Annotated in this window: 19 protein-coding genes and 1 pseudogene; 12 read left to right on the top strand and 8 right to left on the bottom strand. The window is 51.2% G+C overall.

The features are described from left to right. Nucleotide 1 precedes the first annotated feature (1 nt). The 11 genes and pseudogenes from U869_RS0121885 to U869_RS0121930 all read left to right on the top strand — a co-directional run bounded on the left by U869_RS0121885 (nucleotide 2) and on the right by U869_RS0121930 (nucleotide 10,346). Nucleotides 2-241 carry a hypothetical protein gene (locus tag U869_RS0121885; RefSeq protein ID WP_025122431.1) on the top strand — a complete coding sequence of 80 codons (240 nt, stop codon included), beginning with the start codon at nucleotides 2-4 and terminating at the stop codon, nucleotides 239-241. Continuing rightward, nucleotides 241-480 carry a hypothetical protein gene (locus U869_RS0121890; protein WP_025122432.1) on the top strand — a complete coding sequence of 80 codons (240 nt, stop codon included), beginning with the start codon at nucleotides 241-243 and terminating at the stop codon, nucleotides 478-480. The genes U869_RS0121885 and U869_RS0121890 overlap by 1 nt, the downstream gene beginning before the upstream one ends. Continuing rightward, entirely contained in the window at nucleotides 481-2,718 is a 2,238-nt protein-coding gene (locus U869_RS0121895; protein WP_025122433.1) for a hypothetical protein, read from the top strand. It begins immediately after the preceding gene. Then, nucleotides 2,715-3,542 (top strand): hypothetical protein, encoded by an 828-nt coding sequence (locus U869_RS0121900; RefSeq protein WP_025122434.1) that lies wholly within the window; start codon nucleotides 2,715-2,717, stop codon nucleotides 3,540-3,542. The genes U869_RS0121895 and U869_RS0121900 overlap by 4 nt, the downstream gene beginning before the upstream one ends. Before the next feature lie 9 nt (nucleotides 3,543-3,551). Then, complete coding sequence (locus U869_RS30175) at nucleotides 3,552-5,105, top strand: phage tail protein (protein WP_025122435.1); 1,554 nt, start codon at nucleotides 3,552-3,554, stop codon at nucleotides 5,103-5,105. 36 nt (nucleotides 5,106-5,141) lie between these two features. Beyond that, the gene (locus tag U869_RS32260; protein WP_157834754.1) at nucleotides 5,142-5,735 is read left to right on the top strand and encodes a hypothetical protein; all 594 of its coding nucleotides are present in this window, start codon (nucleotides 5,142-5,144) and stop codon (nucleotides 5,733-5,735) included. An 8-nt stretch (nucleotides 5,736-5,743) separates the two neighbouring features. After that, nucleotides 5,744-5,923 carry a hypothetical protein gene (locus tag U869_RS0121910; protein ID WP_025122436.1) on the top strand — a complete coding sequence of 60 codons (180 nt, stop codon included), beginning with the start codon at nucleotides 5,744-5,746 and terminating at the stop codon, nucleotides 5,921-5,923. Nucleotides 5,924-6,015: 92 nt separating this feature from the next. After that, nucleotides 6,016-6,876 (top strand): annotated as a pseudogene (locus tag U869_RS30180) (carbohydrate kinase family protein); the annotation flags it as partial. A gap of 4 nt (nucleotides 6,877-6,880) precedes the next feature. Next, on the top strand, nucleotides 6,881-7,858 hold the full coding sequence (locus tag U869_RS0121920; RefSeq protein ID WP_025122437.1) for an aldo/keto reductase: 978 nt from the start codon (nucleotides 6,881-6,883) through the stop codon (nucleotides 7,856-7,858). A 134-nt stretch (nucleotides 7,859-7,992) separates the two neighbouring features. Further along, complete coding sequence (locus U869_RS0121925; RefSeq protein ID WP_025122438.1) at nucleotides 7,993-8,751, top strand: DeoR/GlpR family DNA-binding transcription regulator; 759 nt, start codon at nucleotides 7,993-7,995, stop codon at nucleotides 8,749-8,751. Nucleotides 8,752-8,990: 239 nt separating this feature from the next. Further along, entirely contained in the window at nucleotides 8,991-10,346 is a 1,356-nt protein-coding gene (locus tag U869_RS0121930) for an MFS transporter (protein WP_025122439.1), read from the top strand. Between the two features lie 38 nt (nucleotides 10,347-10,384). Here U869_RS0121930 and U869_RS0121935 read toward each other — a convergent pair whose 3' ends face one another. Next, nucleotides 10,385-11,305, bottom strand: coding sequence for an endonuclease/exonuclease/phosphatase family protein (locus U869_RS0121935; protein ID WP_025122440.1), 921 nt, complete (start codon nucleotides 11,303-11,305; stop codon nucleotides 10,385-10,387). A gap of 236 nt (nucleotides 11,306-11,541) precedes the next feature. Continuing rightward, complete coding sequence (locus U869_RS0121940) at nucleotides 11,542-12,426, bottom strand: triacylglycerol lipase (RefSeq protein WP_025122441.1); 885 nt, start codon at nucleotides 12,424-12,426, stop codon at nucleotides 11,542-11,544. A gap of 191 nt (nucleotides 12,427-12,617) precedes the next feature. Here U869_RS0121940 and U869_RS0121945 point away from each other — a divergent pair, with 191 nt between their 5' ends. Beyond that, nucleotides 12,618-13,466, top strand: a complete 849-nt coding sequence (locus U869_RS0121945; protein WP_025122442.1) for an AraC family transcriptional regulator — start codon at nucleotides 12,618-12,620, stop codon at nucleotides 13,464-13,466. Between the two features lie 200 nt (nucleotides 13,467-13,666). Here the strand turns inward: U869_RS0121945 and ptsP are convergent, their stop codons facing one another. The 6 genes from ptsP to U869_RS0121975 form a co-directional block, all read right to left on the bottom strand. Beyond that, nucleotides 13,667-16,165 (bottom strand): phosphoenolpyruvate--protein phosphotransferase, encoded by a 2,499-nt coding sequence (gene ptsP, locus U869_RS0121950; RefSeq protein ID WP_025122443.1) that lies wholly within the window; start codon nucleotides 16,163-16,165, stop codon nucleotides 13,667-13,669. A gap of 27 nt (nucleotides 16,166-16,192) precedes the next feature. Next, nucleotides 16,193-17,236, bottom strand: a complete 1,044-nt coding sequence (gene ypdE, locus U869_RS0121955) for an aminopeptidase (RefSeq protein ID WP_025122444.1) — start codon at nucleotides 17,234-17,236, stop codon at nucleotides 16,193-16,195. Then, entirely contained in the window at nucleotides 17,226-18,317 is a 1,092-nt protein-coding gene (gene ypdF / locus U869_RS0121960) for an aminopeptidase (protein ID WP_025122445.1), read from the bottom strand. Before ypdF ends, ypdE begins: the two co-directional genes overlap by 11 nt. Before the next feature lie 53 nt (nucleotides 18,318-18,370). After that, nucleotides 18,371-19,612 (bottom strand): PTS fructose transporter subunit IIC, encoded by a 1,242-nt coding sequence (locus tag U869_RS0121965; RefSeq protein WP_025122446.1) that lies wholly within the window; start codon nucleotides 19,610-19,612, stop codon nucleotides 18,371-18,373. 38 nt (nucleotides 19,613-19,650) lie between these two features. Further along, nucleotides 19,651-19,977, bottom strand: coding sequence for a PTS fructose transporter subunit IIB (locus tag U869_RS0121970; RefSeq protein ID WP_025122447.1), 327 nt, complete (start codon nucleotides 19,975-19,977; stop codon nucleotides 19,651-19,653). Nucleotides 19,978-20,193: 216 nt separating this feature from the next. Further along, nucleotides 20,194-20,417: glycine radical domain-containing protein (locus U869_RS0121975; RefSeq protein ID WP_025122448.1), on the bottom strand; the 224-nt coding region annotated here is incomplete at its 5' end.

Consider the following 20,417-nt stretch of genomic DNA (forward strand, 5'->3'; position numbering starts at 1 on the left):
TATGTGGGTACAAATCGCAATTCTGGTTGTGAGTTACATCATTAGCGTGGTCACCGCCCCAAAAGCCCAGGGAAACCAGGCAGCGGCGGCAACAATGGATGATTTCGACTTTCCCCAGGCAGAAGAAGGCACCCCGCAAATGGTGATTTTTGGCGACTCCTGGTGCTCGGATTGGACAGTGATCGGCCTGGGTAATTTTAGCGTTCAGCCAATAACCAAGTCTGGCGGGGGCAAAAAGTGATGAATGACGATCTGCTCCTTGTTGGCCCTTGGCACTTGCATCACGTCCCGAGCTGGGGCGTGGTTGGGCGCGGTTACTGCGTTGATAAGACCCGCGCGTTCTGCGCCCGTTATGGCATCGATTATCGGGCACTAATGACGACGGGCGTCACGGCCAGCACGTTAGTGGCCACCGGCGATGCCCTGGCGATCCATCTGGTGGAGTTCGCCAGGGCAAACCCTCAACCGGAGAGCAAATAAATGGGCGGCGGTGGCGGTGGTGGCTCTCAGACGGTCGGGCATCGGTATTATATGTCCGTTCATATGGGAATATGTGCCGGAACGGTCGATGAAATCGTCGAGATCAAGGTGGGCGAGCGTACCGCCTGGAGCGGGAGCGTAACCCAATCGACAGAAATCTATATTGACCAGCCCGAACTGTTTGGTGGTGAGTCGATGGAAGGTGGGATCCGGGGTAGCCTGGACGTGATGATGGGCGAGGACGATCAGCCTATCAACATGAATATCGTTAACCGCCTGGGCGGTATTGTGCCTGCATTCCGCCGTATGGTGACATTGTTCTATACCGGTCTGATTTGCTGTAACAACCCCTATCCGAAAGCCTGGGACGTGCGCGTTCGTCGTAATCTTAAAGGTTGGGACGGCGAGGTTTGGGAGCCTGGCCTTGCCGTGATACCGCTTACTGATCCGAACGACGAAACCGGCGCGGGGATCCATGCCGCTAATCCGGCGCATATCTTGTTCCAGTGCAACACAAACCGCGACTGGGGCCGCACTATTGATCGCACCAGGCTGGACCATAATGTCTATTTAAAAGCCGCTCAAACGTTGTTTAACGAGGGGTTTGGGTTGTGCCTGCGCTGGAGTCGTTCGGGCACCGTTAGCGAGTTTATCCAATCTGTCCTTAATCACATCGGTGGTGCCCAGTTTATTAGCCGTAAAACGGGCTTGCTCACACTTCAATTAATCCGTGATGACTATGACGTTAATACTTTGCCGACGTTCGACGCGATGAGCGGCCTACTCGGCATTGATGAGGACAGCACGTCATCGGGTAACATCACAGCCAACGAGGTGATCGTTACTTTCCAAAGCCCGATTGATAATACTCCGCGCCAGGTTCGTGAGCGTAATATCGGTGCGATCCGTGCCGCTGGAACTGTTATTAGCACCAAGACTGATTACCCTGGAATACCTACCGCCGACCTGGCTCACCGCGTGGCCGCGCGTGATGTGCGGGCCAATACGTCAGGCATTCGTCGTTACAGTGTACGTTTAGACCGTCGCGGCTACGCCCTGGAGCCTGCCGGGGTATTTATTATTAAAGCCCCGGAGCGCGGGATCGAGAGCGTCGTGCTACGTGTTATCAGTATCGACTACGGCACATTATCAGCGGGTACAGTGACGGTCACCGCCACACAAGACGTTTTCGGGTTGCCTGTATCGGGGATGTCGCAGCCGCAAAACCCAAACTGGACACCGCCCGACACCACCCCGCGCCCGGTTCCCTATCACCAGCTCTATGAGGCCAGCTACCGCGACCTGATGCTACCAGGCTTCAACAGTACGGTGGTTAATGATGAGGACTCTAGCGGCTACCTGGTATCACTTGGCGCACGACCAACCAGTCTTGCCCTCAATTACCAATTAGAGGCCAGGATTGCACCAGAGGAATATACCGTCCAGGGCGTCGGTAATTTTACGCCGTTCGGCCGTCTATCCGCTGACCTGGCAATATTAGAATCGGATACCTATATCACCGGACTAACCCAGGACTGGGGGTTAATAGTATCCGGTAGTGCGGCCTTATTAGGCGACGAACTGGTGCGCATTGATGCATTCGATCCATTAACCGGCGCGATCACTTTTGGCCGGGGTTGTGTTGATACACAGCCTCGCCTCCATTTGGAAGGGACCATGATATGGTTCTATCAAAACTATAATGGCTTTAGTGGTTCAGCTTGGTGGAGCGGATTAATTATTGATGCACGTATGCGCACCCGTACCAGCTCCGCATTACTATCTGCGGACGATGCGCCGGTTGATTCCATCACCATGAATAATCGAGCACGTCGCCCCTACTTACCAGGGCGCATTCAATTTAATGGCATAGATTACCCTGCATCGGTTGAGAAGTCCGACAGTTATTTATTGAGTTGGGCGCACCGTGATAGAAGAATGCAAGCCGAGCAATTAATTGATTGCACCTTTGGAAATATCGGACCAGAAACCGGCGTTGAATATCATGTTACGGTGCTTGATGAAGATGGTGCAATCGCCTGGGAAACGACCACTGTCGAAAACTCGGTTGATATACCTTATCTTACTATTTCGGATCCACTTGGATTACTGAACCTCACTCCACACACGGTAACGCTAGCGGCTACCCGTGATGGTTTAGACTCGCTGCAATCCTACAGCGTGCAGTTACCACCAGGCTACATTTCCATTTTTGAGGAAATCGGAGCGGCCCTATGAAAAATGAAACGTACTATTACGGGCAGGGGAAACTATTCATTGCACCACGCACCAATGATGGACGTCCTGGTGCCTGGCGCTGGGTGGGTGACGTTTCAAGCCTGAATATTGCGTTAACAGCAGATTATAAAAGCAAACATATTAGCCAGGGCGGAAAGCGTGGTTTAGTACAACGACATAAAATAGCCGAGTCAGCCACGCTAACTGCGGTTTGGCATGAGATTATCAGTGAAAACCTGTCTGTTTATTTGCATGGCATTCATGAACAAGTGTCAGCAAAGAAAGCAAACACGACATTTACAGGAGTCATTAATGCCGGTGACCGCTACACACTGGATTATCCCGGCGTGTGGGATGTTTTAATTCCAGGTCTAACGTTGGGCTTGGATTATACCGTTGACGCGATGTGGGGTGCTATAGAGTTTTTAAAAGCCCCTAACATAAAACCGCTTACAGTGCATTATAAACACTCAGGCAGTGCTAACACGGCTATTTATACCCACGACCCACTCGAAGTGGCCGTGCGTTATGAAGGGATAAACCTAGCCGAGCAAGGCGATAGCGTGATTGTAGAATTATATCGCGTTGATTTTGACCCGGCCACGTTGATTGAGCTAATCAACAATGCTAATGAATTGCCCGGCGTTAATACTACGGGGACATTATTGTTAGATACGCTAAAATCCCCGCATGACGTTATGGGGCAGTATGGGCGTGTAATTACCATGACTGAAATGATATCAATTCATACCAGGTTAAATCCAATTTACACCACTGGCGGTGTCGGTGGCGAGTTTACGACTATTTACCCGAAAGCACTATAGAGAAAAATTATGGCTAACAATATGTACTATTCAATATTAACAACGGTCGGGACTGAAAAACTTGCCCAAGCCATAATTACCGAAATCCCGGTAAAAATCACGACAATTGCAGTCGGTGATGGTAATGGGCAGTATTACCAACCAACAGTAGATCAGACTCAGCTTAAGCGTGAAACTTGGCGCGGTGGCATTAATGATTTACGTGATGTCGAGGATGCAGCCAATCATGTATTGGCTGAAGGTATAGTCCCTTCGACAGTTGGTGGGTGGACTGTTCGCGAGATAGGATTGTTTGATGATTCAGGTGATTTAATAGCCATCGGTAATTATCCTGATACTATCAAACCGTTACCAACATCGGGTTCAGGTAAGCAACTCTATATTCAAATCATTCTTGTAATAGATAATGTTGCCGCACTAGAGCTGATTGTAAATGATGATATTGTCATTGCAAGTAGGAAGTATGTTGATGATGAAATTATCAAGGTAACCCTAAACTTAACGCGTATGTTTGCTGCACCCGATGGTCTAAAACACATCGGGCGGTGTAAAAATATAGCGCAACTTAGAACTATTACACCGACCTTTGATGGGCAAAAAATAGATGTCGCGGCGCATACTAGCGATAAAGATAATGGGAGTGGATATTTTTATTATGATGCATCTGACTCAACCACCAGTGATGATGATGGCTTTACCTGTGTTGTTCTATCTAATGGTATGCGCTGGAAACGAAAGATTTTACATGACCTTTATGTGGAGTGGTCCGGTATTGATACAACTGGATTAGTTGATATTTCCGCAAGGTTTCAGCAATTACTCGACGTTGCTGCTAAATTCAGCACAACAGCCAATGGCGTGACAACCAAAGCTATTTTGCACTTGAACGGTAATTTAAAAATAGCCTCAACGCGAACATTTGACGCTAGCAAGGTTGCCCTGCAAGGTCCAGGGACTGTCTATGTTGATCCTGCTGGCGTGTATTTAACTGGTTATGCATTTATGCTGACCAGCTCAACTGGAACCGCACTGGCTTCTTACACCAATAAAACAACGCCCGTGCTTAAGGATTTGATGTTTACTTCTGATGGCAAAGTAGTCGATTTACTTTATGGCATAAATACAACTGGCGATGCGAACAATAACCCAGCGGCGTTACAAACAGTGTTTAACTGCCAATTCAAAGGTTTTAATACGGTATACAGCAATGGGACAGGCGGTTGGGGTTGGGTATGGTATGCCAGCGGGTGCAATAGCTGTAATCATTGGATGAACATAACCGCCCAGCCAGATACCTATGAGCGATTCTCTTTTGATAGTTGCATCTTCCAAAATGGTGGATATGCCTTTTTACTCGATAATCCGGACGGTAAAATTTACTGGCATAAAGGCTCCATGGATTATTGTGATGGTGCGGCAGTTATCACGCGCGGATTCATGGAAATTAACTCGCACATTGAGTTCTCATACCGTACATTACCTTTTATCGATTTTAAAGGACCAAATACTCACGCTGTTGTTAGTGGTCTTGCTGCAATTAGGTTAAATACAACAACCAAATAAAATTTATTTAAGCAGTACGCACCTAATCAGGTGACCTTGAAAGACATTGATATTATTTCAGATGGTATTAATATTTCATCCTGTGTTTTATCTAACATGCCCTATTTGAAAACCAATATTAACTTTACGAATGATGCCGCCAAGGCAATTGCGCTTTATGATGCTGACGGCTCACTTAAAGCGCCTGGAGTTTCCTCTGTTGAGTATGTTGTTACTGGGACGGGGCTTTCGTCAGTAATTAATGCTGATGGTTCGATCACACTAACGTCATCTGTGAACCCAGGCGGCAGTAAGGGATTGGACTTTTTCATCCCTATTATCGGACATACCCAAATCGGCGTTGAATGGTTTGGTTCTAATACATCATCTTTAAGTAGTGTGTTTGTGCAAAAACTCATTTGTACCCAAGCTGTCCGCATGACAGGCGCAACCTCTGTTGGGTTGATAACGGACAACTCAACCAGCGGCACTACATCGATCCCCGTAGGAGCATCAAACGTCCGAGGTAGTTCGGGCACAATATGGGCAACACCAAAGAGCGCGTTTTATCTCCGCTTGAGGTTTAACGCCGATAACATTGGGAGCGGTGACAGCTTCACTATTCACTCACTTAAACTGGTTAGCTGTTAGAGGTGAACATGAAAATTGATGATCTGGTGGTCTGCGTTTCCGATGTCAGCGCCATCGAACTGAATGAAGGGGAAAGGTACATCGTAACCGAAGTAACCGGTGATGGTGGATTCATCAAGGTTAAAGGTATTGCTGGCCTGGAGTATACAGAGTTGTATTGCTCCTGGCGGTTCAAGCTTCTTGAATAACTTTATTGCATTTGATTTTGCATAGCGCCTGGCGGCCGTGGCCTATGCAAAATCACCTGCAAATCTATGCAAAATTGGCCGCCGCGCTACATTATCCGCTTGAGCGGATTGCCATGACCATTGGCGGTGATGCGATTAACGAAGCGACCATCATTAGCCGCTTGGGGCACAAAACGGCGTTGATCAGCAAAATCGGTGATGATGCGCCAGGGCAGTTTATTCTGGCGGCATGTCAACGGGAAGGCATTGATATCCAAAGCCTCAAGCAGGATGCCGGCATCGATACTTCGATTAACGTTGGCTTGGTGACCGCAGATGGTGAACGCACTTTTGTCACCAACCGCAACGGCAGCCTATGGCAGCTCAATATTGATGATATTGACTGCTCCAGGTTTAGTCAGGCACGGCTGTTATCGCTGGCCAGTATTTTTAACAGCCCGCGGCTAGACGGTAAGGCGCTGGAGTCAATCTTTGCCAAGGCCAAACAGCAGCACCTGATTATCTGTGCAGACATGATCAAGCCCAGGCTGAATGAAACGCTGGACGATATCCGCACCGCCTTGAGCTAAGTCGACTATCTGTTCCCGAACTATGAAGAAGCCTGTCTGCTGACGGGGGAAAGTGAACTTGCCGCCATTGCCGACCGTTTCCTGGCATGCGGGGTGAAAACGGTGGTGATCAAAACCGGTAGGCAAGGCTGTTATATCAAAAATAGTGAGTGCTTATTAACGGTCCCTGCGGTGCAGGGGATCAAGGCCATCGATACTATCGGCGCCGGTGATAACTTTGCCTCCGGGTTTATTTCAGGCATTTTGACCGGCCAATCGCTGCTTGAATGTGCGCGCCTGGCTAATGCGACGGCGGCCGTTTCGGTGCAAAGCGTCGGTGCAACCACCGGCGTCAGAAATCGAGCACAGGTTGAAGCACAATTACGCAGCTATAAGGGAGAATGAATTAATGAAAATGATACCGCTAGGTAAAACCGGCTTAAAGATATCGCAAATGGGGCTAGGTACCTGGGCCATTGGTGGCGGCCCGGCCTGGAGTGGCGATCTGGATACCCAGGTGTGCCTTGATACGATCGAAGAGGCCTATCACTGCGGCATTAATCTTATCGATACCGCTCCCGGCTATAACTTCGGCAATAGTGAAGTTATCGTCGGTAAGGCATTAAAAAAATTAAATCGCGACCAGATTATTGTCGAAACCAAGTGCGGGATCGTTTGGGAACGCCAAGGCAGCCTGTTTAACAAGGTGGGTGACCGCCAGCTGTATAAGAACCTGACGTCGGAATCGATCCGGGAAGAAGTCGAGGTTAGCCTCAAGCGCCTGGGTACTGACTATATCGATATCTATATGACCCATTGGCAATCCGTCGAGCCTTGTTTTACGCCTATTTCTGAGACCATAGGCGCACTCAATGAGCTCAAGAAAGAGGGCAAGATCCGTTCTATCGGTGCTGCCAACGTGGATATTCAGCATGTGGAAAGCTATCTGCAATATGGCGATCTGGATATCGTCCAGGCCAAGTACAGCATCCTGGACCGACAGATTGAACAAGATCTGCTGCCGCTGTGCGTTAAAAACGGCATAGTGTTGCAGGTGTATTCACCGCTTGAGCAGGGCTTGCTGACGGGAACGATCGCCAGGGATTATGTGCCAACCGGCGCGCGTGCCAATAAGGAGTGGTTCCAGCCGGGGAGGATGGGCAAGGTGATTGATATGCTGGAGCAGTGGCAACCCCTCTGTGACAAATACCAGTGCTCGGTACCGACGCTGGCGTTGGCATGGATCCTGGCCCAGAGCGAATATATCTCCATTCTCAGCGGTGCCACATCGCCGCAGCAGGTCAAAGAGAATGTTGCAGCGGCAGAGATCAATCTGGCCGCCGAGGATATTCTCTTGATGAGAAACATGGCTGAAGCATTGGGTTAAGCGCGATTAATGATCCGGTTTACCTCTGAATCAACATAATAAACTGTGTTTCAAATGGTTATCTTTGATACCAAAGATAGCGTATGGCATACTTATTGGCTTGTTATCTAATGGACTTAAACAGGGGTAAACACGTGTCAGCCAGAGATCGCCTTCAGACAATTAAGCAAATGGTAACCAACGATAAGAAGGTTACCGTTGCCCACTTAAGTACGCTTTTTCAGGTGACCGAAGAAACGATCCGTCGCGATCTGGAAAAACTTGAAGCCGAAGGGGTTGTCACGAGAACGTACGGCGGCGCGGTGTTAAATGCCAATAGCCTGTCGGATAACTTACATTTTTATAAACGGGCCAAGTATTGCCTGGAAGAGAAAAAGGTCATCGCCTTGAAGGCATTGCCCTTTATTAAAAATAAAACCACCATGGCCGCCGACTCCAGCACCACGGTGATGGAGCTGCTAAAGCTGCTGAAGGACAGAAGCGACCTGACGCTACTGACTAATTCATCAGAAGCTTTTCATGAACTCGCGCAGTCTGAGATTAAAGTGGTTTCTACCGGTGGTGAATTTAATAAAAATACCCTCTCACTACAGGGCCGGATCACCAAAGAGGTCATCAGCAAGTATCATGTAGATATTATGGTGATGAGTTGTAAAGGGCTGGATATTCAAAATGGTGCGCTTGATTCGAATGAAGCCGAGGCGGAAATCAAGAAGACCATGATCAGGCAATCGACCGAGGTCGCGCTGCTGATCGACCACTCCAAGTTCGACCGCAAAGCCTTTGTACGGTTGGTAGAGCTTGAGCATATCAACTACATCATTACCGATAGAAAACCCAGCGCCAAGTGGACTGCACTGTGCAATGAAAAAGGCATTCAGCTGATATTCTAAGCTGGCCGTGTTCGGGGTGTGTTGATATTAATTATTATTCGATTGTTGCGAGGCGCACATTAGTGTGCGGCCTCATATTGGCTAACGATAGAAATAATCTTCTATTTGCTGAGTTGAATCTCATTCAGCGTGCGCCAGAATATTCATTATAAAAAATCGTCTGTTTAAACTTTGCTGATCGCGCTGTTTTCATATCTAAAAAGTGGTCACTTCACCAGGTTAAACCATAAGGCATAATAATGATTAATAACGATGCAATTGGAGCGCGGCTCGATAGATTACCTTTAGCTTCCTTCCACTTTAAAATTTTTGGCATTATTGGCATGAGCCTGTTAGCCACCGGTTTTTTAAGCTATTCCGGCAACGTGGTGTTGGCCAAGTTGGTGAGCAACGGTTGGTCGAACAACTATCTCAATGCCACTTTTACCTCAGCCATGATGTTAGGCTATTTCATTGGTTCCCTGGCGGGGGGCTTTGTTGGCGACTGTCTGGGCCGTCGCAAGGCATTTCGTATCAACTTGCTGATTGTTGCCCTGTCGGCCAGCGCTGCCGCCTTTGCTCCGGATATGCTGTGGCTGATCTTCTTCCGCTGCCTGATGGGGATCGGCATGGGGGCGCTAATCATGGTCGGTTACGCCTCCTTCACCGAGTTTATCCCGGCGAGGATCCGCGGGAAGTGGTCAGCCAGGCTCTCCTTTGTGGGTAACTGGGCACCTTTGCTGTCGGCGGCAATTGGCGTGGTGGTTATCACCTTTCTCAGTTGGCGGTTGATGTTCCTGTTGGGCGGTGCCGCTATGCTCATTCTGTGGGTGCTTTCTGCCAACTATTTTATTGAGTCGCCGAGGTGGTTGACCGGTAAAGGTAAACAAGACCAGGCGGAGGCCAGCCTGCTGGCGATAGAATGCGGGATAGAGCAGGAGAAAAAACAGGTATTGGAACTGCCGCTGGTTACGGCCAATCTGTCAGCGCTAAAAACGGCACCAGACTCTTTCTGGATGCTGTTTAAAGGGAGAATGCTGCGCCGAACCCTGGTCGCTATTACCGTATTGATCGCCATGAACATCTCGCTGTATACCATCACCGTTTGGATCCCCACTATTTTTGTCAACTCGGGCATTGATGTGACCCAGTCTATTTTTATGACCGCCGTTATCATGATCGGCGCACCGGCCGGGATTTTTGTCGCCGCGTTGATTATCGACAAGTTCCCCCGCAAGTGGTTTGGTTCCAGCCTGTTGCTTATTATCGCCGTGCTGGGCTATTGTTACTCTATTCAACAAACCGACTACGGCATTATCTGTTATGGTTTGTTGATGATTTTCTTCCTGTATATGTATGTTTGCTTCTCGTCTGCGGTATATATTCCCGAACTTTGGCCAACGCATATGCGGTTGCGCGGTTCAGGCTTTGTCAATTCCATTGGGCGAATTATCGCGGTGTTTACCCCCTATGGCGTCGCCGCGCTATTAACGCATTATGGTTCGGTTACGGTTTTCGTGGTGTTGGGGGGCTTGCTGGTGCTCTGTTCAATGATCATTCTGGTCTTTGGGGTCGAAACCCGAATGGTGTCGCTTGAAGAAATTGCCAGCTTGTAGCGGTGTTTCCCCCTCGCTGAGGGCGAGGGGATTTCTCTTTAGTTATTTTTTATCGTCATCTCGACCGGATAATGGTCGGAGTATTGATCGGTAAAATCATCCTTAAGCACTTTGACGTCCACCAGATCGTTCTTCATGGCTGGGGAAACATAAATATAATTATAGCGCAGCGGGGTCTTGGCCTGGTCGTAGAAGATCTTGGTTGGTGCGGTGGCGACAAAGGTCGACGGGTATTTATGTTTCAGCACGTCAACGTAACCGCGATCCAGGATATTTTGCTGCACGGTATAGTCCATCTTGCCGTTGACCAGGTTATGCAGGATCGGCCGGGCCTGCTCTTTTTCCGCCAGATCCTTGGCCATCACGCTTTCGTTATAGCCACTTTTATCCAGAGGGGAGAAGGAGTTGAGATCGCCGGCGATAATCCATTTGCCGTTTGGATCGTTGCTGAACTTGATCGAGTCCAGGATCAGTTCCATCTCATCGATGCGTTTTGAGGTCCAGAACGGATTCATATGGGTGACAACAAAGTGGTATTTACCCACATCGGCAAAGAGTGCGCCGTGCCACAGGTTATCTACCTGTTTATTAACGTTGACGATCGGATATTTGGAGGTGATTGCGGTCGGGAAGAATTCGTCGTTGGTAGGGTCGTCAGACTCTTTGAGCAACACCGCATAGTTGTGCCCATAGCTGGCTGCAAACTTTTCTAAGGATCCTCGGGTGAAATGGTTCATTTCCTGCCAGGCGATAATATCGGCATCCTGCTTTTTGGCCCATGCAATAAATTTTTGTTTCCCTTCTGATTTATCAGACTTCATTCCCCAGTAAGCATTGTAGCTGATAATCTTTAGCTCTTTTTGATTGTCGAGTTTCTCCTGTGCAGCGGAAAAAGAGGAGTAACCCAATATGCTCAAACCGGCACAGACCGAAACCGTTATTAAATTCAGCTTTTTCATTTAAACTTCCTTATAGCAATGTATTTCATCCAAATATAATGATTATCTCCTTGAATAGCCTATAGTTTATTCGATGATTGAGTTTTAGCTTTTGATGCTGGATAGCGGGTATAACGACCGTTATGTGACAGGAATCACCGCTTGCAGCAGTGGTGCCGGGCATTTTCATTCGCACCGGCACATTAATTAACCTTTTGGCTCAGGGTGTTTTCTGAACAACTCACCTCGGGCCACCTTTATAACCCTTTCGATTTTAAACGTGCAACGTGCTCAACAAACAGTGTAATCGGGTCGGCGTCGGGCGTGACCATACCCGCGGTTTGATTAATAGCATCGGCATGATCCATGGAATAATCGGAACGGATAACTTTACCCAGGTGCATACTGTAGCGCCCGACCAATCCATCATTCTGCCAGCGTTCCTTGGTGAACAGAAGTGACAGAGCCACCAGCGCTGCATGCAGTGGGTCAAGGTTATTGAGACCCTGATCAAGCGGGTTGTAGTTAATGATCCCGCCCCAGGAGTAATAATAGACGCCGTTCTCCACTTCTTTACCTTCGCCCCCCCATGTGTTTGGCAAACCCTGCGGATATTTGGCATTAAACCTGGCCACGCCTTCGCTGGTCAGTGCATCCAGTGCCGCGACACTGTCTTGCGGTAAACAGGGGTGGCCGGTAATAAGGGAGAGGAATGAACCAACGGCATCCATCACTGTGCCAGCCAACGCTTCAGGCAGAGAGCCTGGCTCCACGGCTAAACGAACCAGCTCGGCAATTTCCGAGCCGAAGTTCACGCCAGACACTGAGGTGACAGAGGCTACCTGCTCTGGATGCATTGCTGCGGCATAGCGACAGGCCAGAGAGCCTTGGCTATGACCTATCAGATTGACCTTTTCTGCTCCGGTTACCGAGATCACTTGTTGCACAAATTTAAGTAACTGTTCACCACGTACTTCATTAGCATTTTCAGCCGAAATGGCAGCGGTGAATACTGTTGCACCGGCTTTTTCCAATGCTTGCTCAATACCATAAAAATAAGGATAGATACCGGCAACTTTGTCAAAGCCACTGAAGCCATGAACGAGAATAATGGGATATTTCAGTTTAGTGGTGGTAGACATAGTAAATACCTCCGAAGATAATTTGACCAAGTGGTCAATATGGAGGTTAAATTATTGTTACAATGGCGGCACTGCATTGCCGTTGTGTGGTTATTAATACAGCATAAAGTGATGTCCAACCCTTTAACGGGTTCATACTCAACCGCGGGTGATAAACTGACCGCAGCCTCCATCCAGCGCAAAGGGATAGTATGCCATCAGAAGAACAGCGCTTTTTTTCCGAGCTATTAAGTGGGTTGGCGCTCAATGCGCAAGAAATCAAGCCGGGTCATTTTGGTTGTCAGACCGTTCCAGCCCCGCAGGGGGAGGCCACGATAGCGTTTCCTCGCCTGCTAGTGGTGCTCCGGGGGGAGTATCCCATCTGGGGGGAAGGCGAGCGGCCCGTCACGCTGGAGCACGGCGACACCCTTTGGTTACCGGCTCATAGCTGGCATCAGCCCTGCTGGGGAAAAGATGTTCTGCTGCTAAGTATCCTGTTTGCTCCTGCCTGGTTAGGCTTTCAACTGATCGATCACCGAGTGGCCAAGGCGGGCCCCCAGCGCTTGCGTCAGATTGAAGTGCCGCAGCAGAATGCCGGTGAACTGGAGCACATTATCCAGGCGCTGAACTATCTGTCCGCCAGAGCCCATGAGCCGCAGATTGGCCGCCATCTGATTTTAAGCCTGCTGTTCGTTTGCCGTGCGCAAATTGCCACGCCGCTGGCGGATAAGGTCACGCGTAGCCAGTTTTTATACAAAAGTATCTGCATGTATATTCAGGATAATTACGCCAACGACCTCACCCGCGACCGTATCACCGCGCTGTTTAAAATATCCCCCAATCATTTGTCGCGGATTTTTCGTGAAGAGGGAACGATGAATTTCGTCAGCTATTTACGTTGGGTGCGATTGGGGAAGGCGAAGATGATCCTGCAAAAATACCATCTGCATATTAATGAGATTGCCCTACGCTGCGGTTTCCGCGATAGCGACTATTTTTGCCGTCAGTTCAAACAGCAATTTGGCATGACGCCCAGCGAATACCGCGATCGGTTTTTGTAAACCTGGCAGCGCGGCATTCATTGAACGGCCTGATTAATGCGTTTAAAACCGCTACATCTAAAGCCTGAGACAGGGGAGAGTCATTGCAGGTTAGCCGACCGTTGAGCGCAGGACGCGCGATTGCGAGCCCCCATGGACGGGTTTACGGCGTGTCGGCGTTCTGCATGACTCTCTCATGTAATACTATTCGGCGCAGCTAGTTAAAATTCCAACTCGTTTTGCAACAGTGCCAGCACGCCTTCTGCGCAGGACGCTTCGCGCATTGCCGCGCGGAAGTCCTTCTTCACCAACTTGCGGGCCAACTGTGAGAACACCTTCACGTGGCTGACGCCATCCTGTGCGCCCAAGGTCAGCATAATCACAAAATCGACCTCACCCATTTCCGATTGCCAGTCAATCGGCTGCGTCAGCCGTGCAATGCTGATGCTGGAATGCTTCACCTGAGATGATTTGGTGTGGGGAATGGCAAAGCCAAAGCCGACGCCGGTGGTAACAATATCCTCGCGTTGCCAGATATCGTCTTCCAGTTCCTGAGGATGATCGGTGCGCCCATTGATATACAGGTTGCCACACAGGTATTGGATCACCTGTTCCTTATTGGCAAACTCCGCCGGGATGATGATGTTTTCGATCGCCAGCAGCGCTTTTTGCTCTGCGGGCAGCACCAGCGCATCCAGCAACGCCTCGATTTCGGCCGTATTGCGACACTCACAGGCTTGCAGCGCCAGCGCTTGGCAGGTCGCCAACGGCAGTTGTCCCAGCAACTCTTTGACCGCCGGAATGCGGCCACCGCTCATACTGATTTCATCTAGCCCAAGGCCAAGCAGTAGAGGCAGGTAACGCGTTTCACCCCCCAGTTCGCCGCATAACCCCACCCAGCGCTCACGCAGATGCGCGGTGTCGATAACTTGCTTCAGCATCCGCAGGAACGGCGGGGTGATCGGGTTATAGAGATGGGCTACCTGCTGGTTATTGCGGTCCACCGCATACAGATATTGCGTCATATCGTTGGAGCCGATACTGAAGAAATCCACTTCATCACAGAAGTGATCGATGATGAAACAGACCGACGGCACTTCCACCATAATGCCCAGTTCGATGCGCTCGACATGGCGCAATCCTTCCTGTTTCAGCGAATCACTGGCGGCGGCAATCTGCTGTTTCAGCCAAATGATTTCATCCAGCGAGTGCACCATTGGGATCATCAAACGTGCGTAGCCATAAGTGGCGGCGCGCAGAATGGCCCGCAACTGCACACGCAGCAGGTTGGCAAACTCGGGATAGATCCGCACCGCGCGATAGCCCAGATACGGGTTTTCTTCCTGCGGAATATTCAGGTAGCTGATGCGCTTGTCGCCGCCGATATCCATAGTGCGGAAAATCACCGGACGATCGCCAGCGTTCATCAGCACCTGCTGATAGGCTTCAAACTGCTCTTGCTCATCGGGCGCCTGGTCACGATCCATAAACAACATTTCGGTACGGAACAGCCCGATACATTGTGCCCCATAGCTGAAGGCGGCGGGGGCTTCATGGGCGGTACCGATATTGGCACCAATCCCCAGCAGATGCCCGTCTTTGGTTTGTGCCGGTCTGCCAGCCTGATCCAACAGCCGTTTCTGCTGTTTTTCCTCCAGCTGTAGTGCGGTTTGGAAGTAGCCTCGTACTCCATCATTCGGTTCGGTGACGACGATGCCACGATCGCCATCGATAAAGACTTCCTGACCATCGAACGATCTGAGCGCCTCAATTTCTATCGCGGTTAATACTGGGACGTTGTAAGCCCTGGCCAGGATCAGGGTGTGTGAAGTACGCCCGGTTTTTGCCAGGATCAGGCCGCTCAGCAAGGTTTTATCGAGGCTCAAAAACTGGCTGGGGGTCAGGTCATCGGCCGCAATAATGGTTGGTCGCTGTAAATGAATGGTCCCGGTCACCCGCACCTGGGGATAGGCCACCTGCAATAATTGCCCAGTGATATCCTGAATATCCGAGACACGCTCGCGCAGATACTCACTGGCCGACAGCGCCAGCTTGCCGCAGACCTGCTCCATATTTTCAATCGCCGCTTCTGCCAGGCTGCATTTGAGCTGTTCCATGTGCTGGAGAATATTGCGGGTGAACTCCTTGTCCTGGATCAGGGAGAGATGCGCGTTGATGATGGTTTTACTCTGGCCTTCCAGGCTGGCGAGCCGGGCATTAAGCTGTTCTGCCAGTGTTACCACGCTGTGCTCTAACAGCACCTTGTCCTGCACGGTGGCGGGCTGTGTCCGATAAATATCCAAACTGGCGTGGCCGCCGATCAACAAGATCCCCCGGCCAATTCCCGCAGCCAGGCCACGGCCAGTAATCAACTGTGGATTAAAGCGGGCCAGAGACGGCGGTAGCGGTTGTGTGTTGTTCACCAGCGTCGGGACTTCCGGCTCGCTGTCGCTGTCGGCAAAACGGTGGCGAATATAGCTATCGAGCAAACGAAAGGCTTTTTCCTCATCGTTGCCCTGGATCTGCAAACTGCACCGATCGTTAAATAATGTTCCGGTGCCGATCAGCGCCAGGGAGCTTTTGGCATCGGCCTGCTGGTGCAAGCGATGGTTGATAAAGATAATCTCACTGTCGAACGGGTTGCACTGTTCTTTCAACTCATAGGCGGGACGGGCATGCAGGCCATTCGGCAATGGGCAGAGAAAGTCTATCTTGAGCATGGTTCATCTCCCTTATTACAAACGCATTCAGCAAGAAAAGTCAGTGAGTTGCTGAAAAATTTCACTATCGATACGGCCAACCAGGGCCAGCAACAACTGCCGGGCATGGTACAAGTCGTTCATATCCGCTATCGATGCCGCGCAGTGGCCATGACGGGTCGGCACGCCGATCACGGCGGTTGACACTCCCTGGCCGGTTAAATGGATGGTGCCACCGTCGGTGCCGCCGTTGCTGAACATATCGCTTTGCAGCGGGATATGTTGCTCGGCTGCCGTATCCTGAATCAAGCCGAGTAGCCGGGGGGAGGGCAGCAGACTTTTGTCATACATCACCAGCATCGGCCCTTGGCCGATTTGCCGATGATTGGCGGCGCTAAAGTCAAAATTCTTCGACCAGTTGGCGGTATCCAGTACCAGCGCCAGATCCGGGTTAATGCGCTGGGCCGCGGTTTTGCCCCCGCGCATCCCCACTTCTTCGCTTGAGGAGGCAACCAGCCAGACTTCACAGGCTACAGGCTGCTGCTGCAAGGCATGCATCAACTCGATCAATAACCAGCAACCGATGCGGTCGTCGAACGCTTTGCCCATGACCCGTGACTCGCCCGCCAGCTTTTGGAACGAGGTAGCGAAGGTCACCCGGTCACCAATGCGCACTCCGGCGTCTGCCACCTCTTGTGCGCTGCTGGCACCGATATCGACCCGCATATTTTGTGCGTCGCCACCCGCCAAATCGGCATCCAGCAAGCCATGCTGCTTGCGGCCATCCGCCGTGGTGATGCGCACCGGCTGCATAAAGCGGGCAAGCTGGCGTACATTGCCGATAGGAATGACCTCTACGGCCCCTTCCTTGGTGATATTACGCACCATAAAGCCCACTTCATCCATATGGGCGCAGAGCATCACCTTGGGGCCGGTTGATTCGTTCAGGCGGATCAGCACCGATCCCAGACGGTCGAACTCTACCTTCAACTGATAGCGCCGTGCATGCTCAAGCAGGATCTGGCGGACTTCCTGCTCCGAGGCCGCAATCGCATCGGCTTCGGATAACTGTTTCAGTAACTCAATGTTCACGGGGCAGGTCCTCACCGGTGGTCAGCCAGGTTTTCGGCATTTGATACAACACTTCACAGCCGCTCTCGGTGACCAGCACGACGTCCTCGATGCGCACACCACCCAGATTGGGCAGATAAATTCCCGGTTCTACCGTCAGAAGCATACCTGCCTGCAACAGCGTGGTATCGCTAAGGGAGAAGCGCGGGTTTTCATGGACATCGATGCCGATGGCATGGCCGGTATTATGGCCAAACTGTTCACCGTAGCCGTGGGCTTTAATCACATCGCGGGCGGCGGCATCCACCACCTGGCAAGACACGCCTGGGCGGATTGCGGCAATCGCAGCCAACTGGGCCTGCAGGACAATCTGGTAGATGTCATACAGCGGGTGGGGCGTTGCTGCCGCAGCGACTAAAAACGTACGGGTCATATCCGAGCAATAGCCCTGATACTGCGCGCCAAAATCCAGCGTCACCAGTTCACCGGCGTTAATCACTTTGTCGGAGGCTTTGCCATGCGGCATGGCACCGCGCACACCGCTGGCAACGATGGTGTCGAACGAGGGTTTTTCCGCCCCTTGCTGGCGCATAAACCACTCCAGCTCGGCGGCAACCTGCTGCTCGCTCATGCCCGGTTGAATAAACTGGCGAATATGTTCACAGGCGTTATCGGCAATGCGGCAGGCCTGCCTGATGGTGGCAATTTCCTGCGGCGTTTTAATCTGGCGCAGGCCATCAAGATTGGTGGACTGCAACGACCCAGCGAGTTGGCTGGCGAGGCGTTGGCTTTCGTCATAGCTCAGGTGATTACCTTCGAAGCCGATCCGTTGCAACTCTTCGGCAGCCACGATCTGGTTGATAATCTGCCAGGGAGTATGGGCCGCATCGCTGCAATGTAACTGGTAGTGCGTGGCCTTGGCCGCTAGCTCGGCGTAGTAACGGAAATCAACGATAATGTGTTGGGAACGAGCGGTGATCAGCACATAACCCGAGGAACTTAGCAGGCCGGTATGGCAAAACTTGTTTTGCCGTGAGCTAATCAGCACGGCGTCTAATTGCTGGCTGGCCAGTAGGCTGCGTATTGCCGATAGTTGGCTCATCTTATTTTGTCCTTCAGGCTGGCAGCACCCGGTGGGCACCGCCAGCGGAACGCTTAGATAGAATCGATGGTCAGTTTGCCGCGGGCATGCATCGAATTACGGATCAGTATGGTGATCAATGCGGTAATGACCGCGCCGACCAGAATGCCGAACATGTATGAGCCGAGATTAGTGACCAGCGGCCAGGCCCAGATTGCGGATTCCGGGAACCACTGCACAGCCCCCAGCGCGACGGCGGTGCTGGAACCGACAATAGCCCCCACCATATAAGCAGGCAGCGTAGCTAACGGGTTCTCCAACAGGAAAGGAATGGCCCCTTCGCTGATCCCCATGAACGCCAGGAACATGGCCGTCTTACCTTGCGGGTAGAGCTGGCTGCTGAACAGGCGTTTACCGGTCAACCGGCGGTCGATCATGGTTGCCAGACCCAGCCCGATAGGCGGAATGACAATGGCCACCGCACGGGAAGTGATCGGCAATACGTGGTCGGTGGTGAAGCTTAAGGCGATAAAGCCGGCGGCTTTGTTAATCGGGCCTCCAAGGTCGATGGCGGTGGCCGCAGAAATCCCTACCGCATACGCCATGGTACCGGCATTGCCAGCGGCCAACAGCAAGGTGCGCATCCCACCGTTAATCCAACCGCCCAGCGGGGTGATCACGTAGTACATGGCCAGCATGACAAACATGGCGGACAGGATCGGCAACAGAAACGTCGTTTTAAACGCCAGCAGGTAGGAAGGTAGCTGGACTTTCTTGTTAAGCCACTTCACCAGATAACCGGCGGCAATCGAGATAATCAATGCGCCAATAAAGGTGGACGGCACCGGCTTGGTGGTGACCCATTGCAGGGTATTGGCATCCAGCGCCAGCAACAGGGTTGGCTGGGTAGCGACCAGGCCGCCAATAAACCCGGCAGGGAATGCCAGTTTGCCGCCGATCGAGTTGGCAACAAAGGCCGCAAACATCGGGATGGCAAAGCTGAACAGCAGGCCACCGAATGATTCAGACAGATAGGCAAACTTCAGTAATGACAGATGAAAACCCGTGACCTTCCCGGAGTTCATCGCATCCAGAATGCCCATATCCGGCGGCAGTTCCAGCCAGACATAAGCAATCAGCTGCGAAATCGCGAGGATCACCCCACCCATGATCAGCGTAGGGATCATGCGCGAGATCCCCGACATGATGTGCTGAGGAAGCTCACTCCAGAAACTGGGTTCTGAAGCGGCGGCATTTGACCCAGAGGCCGCAGGGGCCGCCGAGGTGGTCACTGCGCTACGTTTTTTAATGGCCATAAATCCACCTTATTGCTGTACCGACGCGGTTATTTTTATTACTGCTCGGAGCGGATCATTGCTTCAATTTCGCTCAGGGTGCCGTCGGCATCTTTAATGGCATCCTGCAGCGAAATTTCATACACATCACGGCCTTCGAAACGCTCGTTATCCTCTGGGGTGATGGCGATGGCATGAATGATGACGTCGGCCTCGGCAATATCTTTGGCGGTCAGGCGGTTCTGGATACCGTCCGCTCCCTGGGTTTCGATTTTAATTTCGTCGTAGCCTGCCGCTTTTGCGGCATCCGACAAGGCTTCAGCCGCCATAAAGGTGTGAGCCAGCCCCATTGGGCATGCACATAGGGCAATAAATTTTTTAGTCATAATGGCCTCTGGATGGTTGCGGTTTGCTGGTGTCGTTAAAAAACTCAACCTGAGTATGTCGGTGGATAACGGCAGAGGGTTACAGGATAAAACGCACATTTGCTGGATTTTTATCACGCAAATCGGGAAGTGCGATGTGGGTCACATGGGGAGGATGGTTGTGGGGGATTTATTGGGGGGCGCCGCACGCAGCGCCCGTCTCACGCCTAAAGTTCCTTACTGTAACGTTGTCCTGCTGATAATCTCATTTTGTACATCCCGACACAGCTCGACAAAGAAGGCGCTGTAACCGGCGACACGGACAATCAGGTCGCGATGCTTTTCCGGGTATTGTTGCGCATCCAGCAATGTCTCTCTGTCCACGCAGTTAAACTGCATCTGCGCGTTCCCCAGAATGGATGCCGTGCGTAGCAGCGTTTGATGCCGCGCGCGATAAATGG

This window comes from Serratia sp. H1w, assembly GCF_000633355.1.
In the GTDB taxonomy this organism is placed as follows: domain Bacteria; phylum Pseudomonadota; class Gammaproteobacteria; order Enterobacterales; family Enterobacteriaceae; genus Chania.

Excerpts from the sequence above, each read along its gene's own strand:
- U869_RS0121920 (WP_025122437.1), top strand. The coding sequence starts at position 6,881 with ATGAAAATGATACCGCTAGGTAAAACCGGCTTAAAGATATCGCAAATG.
- U869_RS0121885 (WP_025122431.1), top strand. The coding sequence starts at position 2 with ATGTGGGTACAAATCGCAATTCTGGTTGTGAGTTACATCATTAGCGTG.
- U869_RS30175 (WP_025122435.1), top strand. The coding sequence starts at position 3,552 with ATGGCTAACAATATGTACTATTCAATATTAACAACGGTCGGGACTGAA.
- U869_RS0121940 (WP_025122441.1), bottom strand. The coding sequence starts at position 12,426 with ATGTCTACCACCACTAAACTGAAATATCCCATTATTCTCGTTCATGGC.
- U869_RS0121945 (WP_025122442.1), top strand. The coding sequence starts at position 12,618 with ATGCCATCAGAAGAACAGCGCTTTTTTTCCGAGCTATTAAGTGGGTTG.
- U869_RS0121935 (WP_025122440.1), bottom strand. The coding sequence starts at position 11,305 with ATGAAAAAGCTGAATTTAATAACGGTTTCGGTCTGTGCCGGTTTGAGC.
- U869_RS0121900 (WP_025122434.1), top strand. The coding sequence starts at position 2,715 with ATGAAAAATGAAACGTACTATTACGGGCAGGGGAAACTATTCATTGCA.
- ypdF (WP_025122445.1), bottom strand. The coding sequence starts at position 18,317 with ATGAGCCAACTATCGGCAATACGCAGCCTACTGGCCAGCCAGCAATTA.
- U869_RS0121890 (WP_025122432.1), top strand. The coding sequence starts at position 241 with ATGAATGACGATCTGCTCCTTGTTGGCCCTTGGCACTTGCATCACGTC.
- U869_RS0121930 (WP_025122439.1), top strand. The coding sequence starts at position 8,991 with ATGATTAATAACGATGCAATTGGAGCGCGGCTCGATAGATTACCTTTA.
- U869_RS0121895 (WP_025122433.1), top strand. The coding sequence starts at position 481 with ATGGGCGGCGGTGGCGGTGGTGGCTCTCAGACGGTCGGGCATCGGTAT.
- U869_RS0121970 (WP_025122447.1), bottom strand. The coding sequence starts at position 19,977 with ATGACTAAAAAATTTATTGCCCTATGTGCATGCCCAATGGGGCTGGCT.
- U869_RS0121910 (WP_025122436.1), top strand. The coding sequence starts at position 5,744 with ATGAAAATTGATGATCTGGTGGTCTGCGTTTCCGATGTCAGCGCCATC.
- U869_RS0121965 (WP_025122446.1), bottom strand. The coding sequence starts at position 19,612 with ATGGCCATTAAAAAACGTAGCGCAGTGACCACCTCGGCGGCCCCTGCG.
- ptsP (WP_025122443.1), bottom strand. The coding sequence starts at position 16,165 with ATGCTCAAGATAGACTTTCTCTGCCCATTGCCGAATGGCCTGCATGCC.